Origin of the sequence: Acinetobacter sp. BSP-28, from assembly GCF_044130285.1 — a bacterium.
Taxonomy (GTDB): Bacteria; Pseudomonadota; Gammaproteobacteria; order Pseudomonadales; family Moraxellaceae; genus Acinetobacter.
Genome location: NZ_JBIQOB010000046.1, coordinates 1 through 5,782, shown reverse-complemented (window position 1 = coordinate 5,782; position 5,782 = coordinate 1). Strand labels below are relative to the sequence as shown.

9 protein-coding genes are annotated in these 5,782 nt (G+C 39.9%); 1 reads left to right on the top strand and 8 read right to left on the bottom strand.

Annotated features, from left to right (window positions below; all coding sequences use genetic code 11):
* Nucleotides 1-145: 145 nt before the first annotated feature.
* From ACE01R_RS17320 to ACE01R_RS17285, 8 genes are all read right to left on the bottom strand, one after another.
* Nucleotides 146-385: a hypothetical protein gene (locus ACE01R_RS17320; RefSeq protein WP_395552740.1), complete on the bottom strand. Its 240-nt coding sequence runs from the start codon at nt 383-385 to the stop codon at nt 146-148.
* The gene (locus ACE01R_RS17315) at nt 382-1,077 is read right to left on the bottom strand and encodes a 3'-5' exonuclease (RefSeq protein ID WP_395552739.1); all 696 of its coding nucleotides are present in this window, start codon (nt 1,075-1,077) and stop codon (nt 382-384) included. Before ACE01R_RS17315 ends, ACE01R_RS17320 begins: the two co-directional genes overlap by 4 nt.
* Nucleotides 1,078-1,087: 10 nt before the next feature.
* Complete coding sequence (locus ACE01R_RS17310) at nt 1,088-1,822, bottom strand: hypothetical protein (RefSeq protein WP_395552738.1); 735 nt, start codon at nt 1,820-1,822, stop codon at nt 1,088-1,090.
* A gap of 23 nt (nt 1,823-1,845) precedes the next feature.
* Entirely contained in the window at nt 1,846-2,430 is a 585-nt protein-coding gene (locus ACE01R_RS17305) for an ATP-binding protein (protein ID WP_395552737.1), read from the bottom strand.
* Nucleotides 2,431-2,595: 165 nt separating this feature from the next.
* On the bottom strand, nt 2,596-2,910 hold the full coding sequence (locus ACE01R_RS17300; protein ID WP_395552736.1) for a hypothetical protein: 315 nt from the start codon (nt 2,908-2,910) through the stop codon (nt 2,596-2,598).
* Nucleotides 2,910-3,194 (bottom strand): hypothetical protein, encoded by a 285-nt coding sequence (locus ACE01R_RS17295; protein ID WP_395552735.1) that lies wholly within the window; start codon nt 3,192-3,194, stop codon nt 2,910-2,912. The genes ACE01R_RS17300 and ACE01R_RS17295 overlap by 1 nt, the downstream gene beginning before the upstream one ends.
* A 224-nt stretch (nt 3,195-3,418) precedes the next feature.
* Entirely contained in the window at nt 3,419-4,588 is a 1,170-nt protein-coding gene (locus ACE01R_RS17290; RefSeq protein ID WP_395552734.1) for a type I restriction endonuclease, read from the bottom strand.
* A 52-nt stretch (nt 4,589-4,640) separates the two neighbouring features.
* Nucleotides 4,641-5,342, bottom strand: coding sequence for a helix-turn-helix domain-containing protein (locus tag ACE01R_RS17285; RefSeq protein WP_395552733.1), 702 nt, complete (start codon nt 5,340-5,342; stop codon nt 4,641-4,643).
* A 111-nt stretch (nt 5,343-5,453) separates the two neighbouring features.
* Between ACE01R_RS17285 and ACE01R_RS17280 the strand changes: the two genes are divergently transcribed.
* Complete coding sequence (locus ACE01R_RS17280; RefSeq protein WP_395552732.1) at nt 5,454-5,663, top strand: Cro/CI family transcriptional regulator; 210 nt, start codon at nt 5,454-5,456, stop codon at nt 5,661-5,663.
* Nucleotides 5,664-5,782: the final 119 nt, after the last annotated feature.

Below are 5,782 nucleotides of genomic sequence, written 5' to 3'. Positions count from 1 at the left end.
CGCTCAGCACTTTGCAAAACAGTATCTGCATTGCAGTAATTAAACTCAGCTTTATTGGTATTTACAGCCGGCTTAATCTGGCCACCATTCGCTACAAATTTTGCAACAGCTTCCGAGTAGTCGGGTTTGATTTGAATTCCAATCATCACGCCACCACTCCCAAATTCACATCTAACAGACTAACCAAATGCACCTGATATTCTTCATAAAGCACCTGGCAATTTCGATTACCGGTTAAATCCTTTGCAACCAGTACATAATCCAGTTTTGTACCTTTGCCTTTAAAAGTTGCACCACCATCAGCAAGGTCTTTCTTTGTGTAGCCCAATTTTTCGAGCCATAATTTAAAGCCAGTTACATGTTTGTTTTTGATACGGAAGATCATGCGGCTTTACCTCGTAGTGCTTTTTCGAGGTATGGATCTAAGTCATCTTGTCGCAGCAACCATGAGATATAACCAGGATCAAGGTCTTTAATTAAAGTGCCTTTGTACTTTCCAAAATTGATGCGTTTCGGAATTCGTGCAGTCTCAGACATTAAGTAGAGCGAGTGCATATCCTTGATTGCCAGCTTTTCAACAATCGCTCGAAGTATTACGCCAGTGAAGTAGATATCAGCTCTGGCATTATGGGCATTACGTAAATGCTTTTTAGCCGACCGTTTATCTTCCATGACGAAGTAATACAGTGCACCAAGCGTATGGGTTTCCAGTTCATCCCAGATCATGCGAGCAAGTGCCAGGGTACAAATCCCTTTTACCTTGAAATCAGGTTGGCATTTTTGAACAGCTTCAATGTCGTAATTGATGTTATGGCCAATCAAATATTCAACACCTTCAGGCATGCGGAAAGTGTCGTAAGATGGCTTTTCTGCAATATCTGATTCAAGAATATGATGGACTGCCATTGCACCAAGAGATATCGGTTCAGGGCATGAAAAATACTCATCAAAAACTTGATCCTGGTTAATAACCAATACCCCTTGCGCAAAAGCGCAAGGTGCAAAAGCGATTTCAATTGGATAGCCATTCAGTGTGTGAGTTTCAGTATCCAAAATCAGTGCTTTAGGTTGATTCATTGGTCACCCCTCAATAAGGAATATCATCAAGATAAGAAGGAGCATCTAAGACAGGCGGTACATCATTGTTGTATCCACCTTGATCATAGCCACCCTGATTAAAGCCGCCATTCTGGCCATATCCACCGCCATAACCATTGTTTTGGTTTTGCTGGAATCCACCATTATTGTTTTTAGGTTTGCGTGTGGTAACCGGGTTTGCCATCAGTGATGCAAGTGATTTTGGAAGCGCTTCCGGTGATGTTTTGAGATCAAGAATTTCTTTGGCCATGAGTTCACTTTGAGCATGGAAACAAGAGAAGAAATTCATCTGGAATTTCCAGTCACCGCTGTCATTTTGGTAGTTTTCACGCTGAAGTAATAAACCGACGCGCTTGCCAGCAACCTCAGGCGCAACCACACAGTTTTTCATAACGCGCTCTTTAAGATCGAAGTCATACTTCTCAAGCTGCGAATTCGTCGGTGTCAGGCCGCGAACGCCAAGACAAGCAAGCAGAGCATTGATTTTATGAACACCACCCAATGGAGTTCCGTCTTTCTTTTCGGTCCAGATGGTGAATGAAGCAGACTCTTTGTGGTCTGTTTCAAATTCAATTTCAAAACCGGTTGTGCCAGATTTAGCAGTGGTGAATTCCATGCTTTTGATAACACCAACATACTTTCCAGCTTCTTCGATACGGTTGCTGCTATCAGCTTGTTTTGCAGATTCAGCGTTAAAGCCAAATTGTTTGTATTGTTGAGTCATGATGATTTCTCCGAGAAATTAAATTAAGAATTTTGAACAGCTTGTTGTTGCTGTTGGTTGTTTTGTGTTTTTGGCATAGGCAAGCCGTAGAATTCACAAATCGCCTGATCAACAAGGTTTAAGTCGTTTTCGACATGATCTGACGTGAACATGTCCATAGGCGACTTAACAGTTGTGTTGCCGTTGTTCTTGGTAATGAATAGGTTCTGGTCATTGATGACCGCTGTTTGCAGGCAAATAGTGACCATTCCTTCCAGTGTGATTTTTTCATCAAGCATTTTGCCGATGGTTTTAATCTTGGTTTTGCCTTGCTGGTCTTCTTCCGTGTGGCTAAGGATGTAGACGCGCTTTTGAGGGTGTGCATTATTCGCTTCAGTAATAATGCTCCAGGCGTTAAAGCCAATTTCCGTGAACTTATCGAAGCCACGTTCTGTACTGCGACGCATGAATTCATTCGCCATCACATACTGAAAGTCATCAATAACGATGATTGGGCGACGAGTCATTCGGATGTGGCGAATGATTTCTTGCGGATTATCAGACACCAGGATTGAACCGTTTGGTTCGTCAGCAGTAATGTACTTCCAGTTAGCAGAGCGAAACGGCAAAGGCTTTCTGATCGACTGGATCAGTAACACGCGACGAGGGTCCAGGTTGCGAAGACTGGTTGATTTACCAGTACCTGATTGTCCTAATATAAAAATAGATGTGCTCATTATTCATTCCTCAATATTCAGTATTCATTTGGTGTGCCCATGAAGGGCATCTTGTTGTTAATGTGCCCCGACCCATCCAGTGCGACGCTTGTACTCACGACGTTCACGCAATGGAATATGCGAACTCTGCAAACCAATGGCCAAAGCCTTACGACGTTGAAAAGCACGTTCACGGTCAAAGTTTTCACGAATCCATGGTTTAGAAACCAATTCTTCCAGGGTTACTTTCATAAGACCTTTAGCGGTTTCCTTGTAAATATCTTTGCCTTTCTCGACATAGATTGCAGCGAACTTAGTACCCAGACGGAGGCGCATGTTGCCTTGCTCATCGTTGCCCAGGTATTCAGAGAATTTTTGAGTAGAAGTAGTCATTAGCGCGCTCCTTCATTGGAAGCTGAGAACTGCAATTGATGCTTAACGGCTTGAGCATATTGACGATCTGCATCATTCGAACAGCTATGAATAACAAAAGGTGTTGCCAAAATTGGCGAACTAAAAACCACTACTGCAATCGCGTCACGCATAAAAGCTTTGAACTTGTTGCGTTTATTCGCCCGAGCAATCTGCACACTTGAGGGCGGTTGCTGGTAAAGAATCCCTGTTGCCGGGATATGGCCAAACTCTGGGGTTTGACTATGGGAAGCTGTTTGGTTCATACTTATCTCACTCTTTGAGTAAGCCCCGCATCTGCCAAGATTGTTCGGGGCTTTTGTTTATTTGATTTTTAAAGCATACTTTAATAATTATAATGTGTAAAGCATACTTTAATAATATTTTTAAACTTCGCTTTATTTTTATTTTGATAGACAAAAGAAAACCCACCGCTTAGGGTGGGTTTGGTATGCCTTTGAAATATCAAATAGGAGCTTTAATTCTGCTCTTAAGATGAGGCACGTTTGAAATTATCATCATCAACACAGTAATCAATACAGTCTCTTAAAATGCCAACAGCTCGATAAATATGTGCCGGTTTATCAAGAAAAACAGATCCATTAGCCTGGACTTCTAGCCCAGCTCTCTCTAATTCAGATCGTCTGTTTTGATCAACAGGAACAATAAATTGAATGGTAGGGCGTTTTCTATTCACATCATATCTAAATAACCAGCGATTGCTTTTCCCTTGATAAAGAACTGAAAAATAACTTTCTGTGTCTTTTGATACTAAATCATATTCCGGGAAAAGTTCACTAACCACTCGTTGAAGCTCTTGCTCATCCTTAGTAGTGATGATTTTTTCATTATCAGGATTCACAATAAAGTCGGGCTCTTGCACTGTTTGACTAACTTTAGGTTGGTCTTCAACTGGCTTTTGCTCAACTGGTTGTGCGGTAATAATTATTGGGGAAGATAGGCCTTTAACAACCGTATCACTAATAGCTTGCTGTACGGCCTGCTGAACAAAAGGTTGAATCGACTCAAGGAATTTAGTATTCAATTGACGTTGAATATTTGCCTGTTGTGCTACATAGCGAACAAAATCGATATCAACCTCATTAATACTTTTTTTAATCACGGATTTAAATTGCTGTATGTATTGATTTTCTTCAGCGAAAAATCTTAATTTTTCTGCATGAAAATTATCATGTTTAAACTCCGCAAGCTGAGTTAAGTCTTCAGGGTTTGCCTTTGTGAAATCAATAGTCAAGAATGGTTTCTCATCCATAACATTTGTATTTATTAAGTCAGTAAAGAATCTCCATTCACGACCATTTGTAATAGCACCAATAGTTACGCCGAGGCTGCTATTAAAATACCTAGATAGTTGAGGGGCGTGGTTAGTTAGATTGGCAGCATATGACTTAGCTTCAATAAACATTACGGGTTGGCCATTGCAATACAATGCATAATCTACACGTTCAGTTGATTTAACTCCTGGGAAATCAGCTGCAAATTCTGCAAGAACTTTCGTTGGATCGTATGGATTAAATCCCAAAATATCTAATAAAGGCAGTATGAGCGCTTGCTTTGTGGTTTCCTCTGTTGTGCAGTGCTCACCAACTTTTTTAACATGTTCTATATGGCTTTTTAGTCTTTGTACAAAATTATCCATGGTTCCCCCTCTGGACTATTGGCTTTGTCTTGATTGATAAGTTATTTCTTAATTAGATTTTTCTATATAGACCAACAACTTTACCAACTAAACGACAGTCTTCCGTAAGCTTGATAATCTGTTCTGGCCAATTTGGATTAAGTGGTTGTAAATATTTCTCACCACCCTCAATAATCAGTTTTTTAAAAGTAGCTTCTGTTTCACCAGTACAAGAAATAATAACTAAATCATCTGTTTGTAGATCAAAAGTTTGTATGTCTGGATTTACATAGATACGGTCTTCAGGTTCAAACTTTGGTGACATGGATACACCTTTAACAACAAGACCATATCCATTTTTTCCACAATCTTTATTGGGTGGGAGCCACTCTTCAAACTCGGTATCTGCTGGAACTGAGTCAATACCAGTCCAAGGGCCAGCTTGTACCCAAGAAATAACAGGAACATGGCGACCTTCAAGGCTTATTTTTTGTGATAGGTCTACATTGTTGTCCAGCTTTTGAGTATTTGACAAATCAAGCATATCAAATTTTGTATCGCCAGCTAGCCAATCTGGGTTTACCCCTAAATATTGAGCAGCTTTCGCATTCTTTAAGCTCTCTAGGGTGTTTGTTTTTCCATTCATCCATTGGCCAATAGCAGCTACTGAAACCTCACAGTATTTAGCCATAGAGGTTCTATCTAATTTCTTTAAATTATTTTTTTTCAAGAAATGCGAGATTGCTTGATTAATCCTATCTTCAAGAGTGCTCATAATAAAATTCACTTTAAAATTAAAGCCAGCTTACAACATAGTTAATAAAGCTTGCTTGCAATTATTTATTAAAGTACACTTTAAAAATAAAGCATACTTTTAGGATTTGGTATGAGAGTACTTATCAAAACCAATGACGCGATAAAGCACTTTAAAAACGCTTCTCGTTTAGCTGATGAAATTGGCATCACACCTCAAGCGATAAACCAGTGGGGAGACTATGTTCCAGACCCTTCTGTTGGGAAGATTATGGCTGTTATTCCAGGTATCCCATACCAGATTGTTCGCAGTGAAAAACCCACAACTCTTTTAACCGCTTAACCAATTATCCCTCGGTCAATGTTTTAAAGAAACGTGAACTTAACTATTGGATTCACATATGGAAATTTCAAAAGAAACAAAAACTGCACTGCACAAGATGATTCATCACTCTGAAGGTG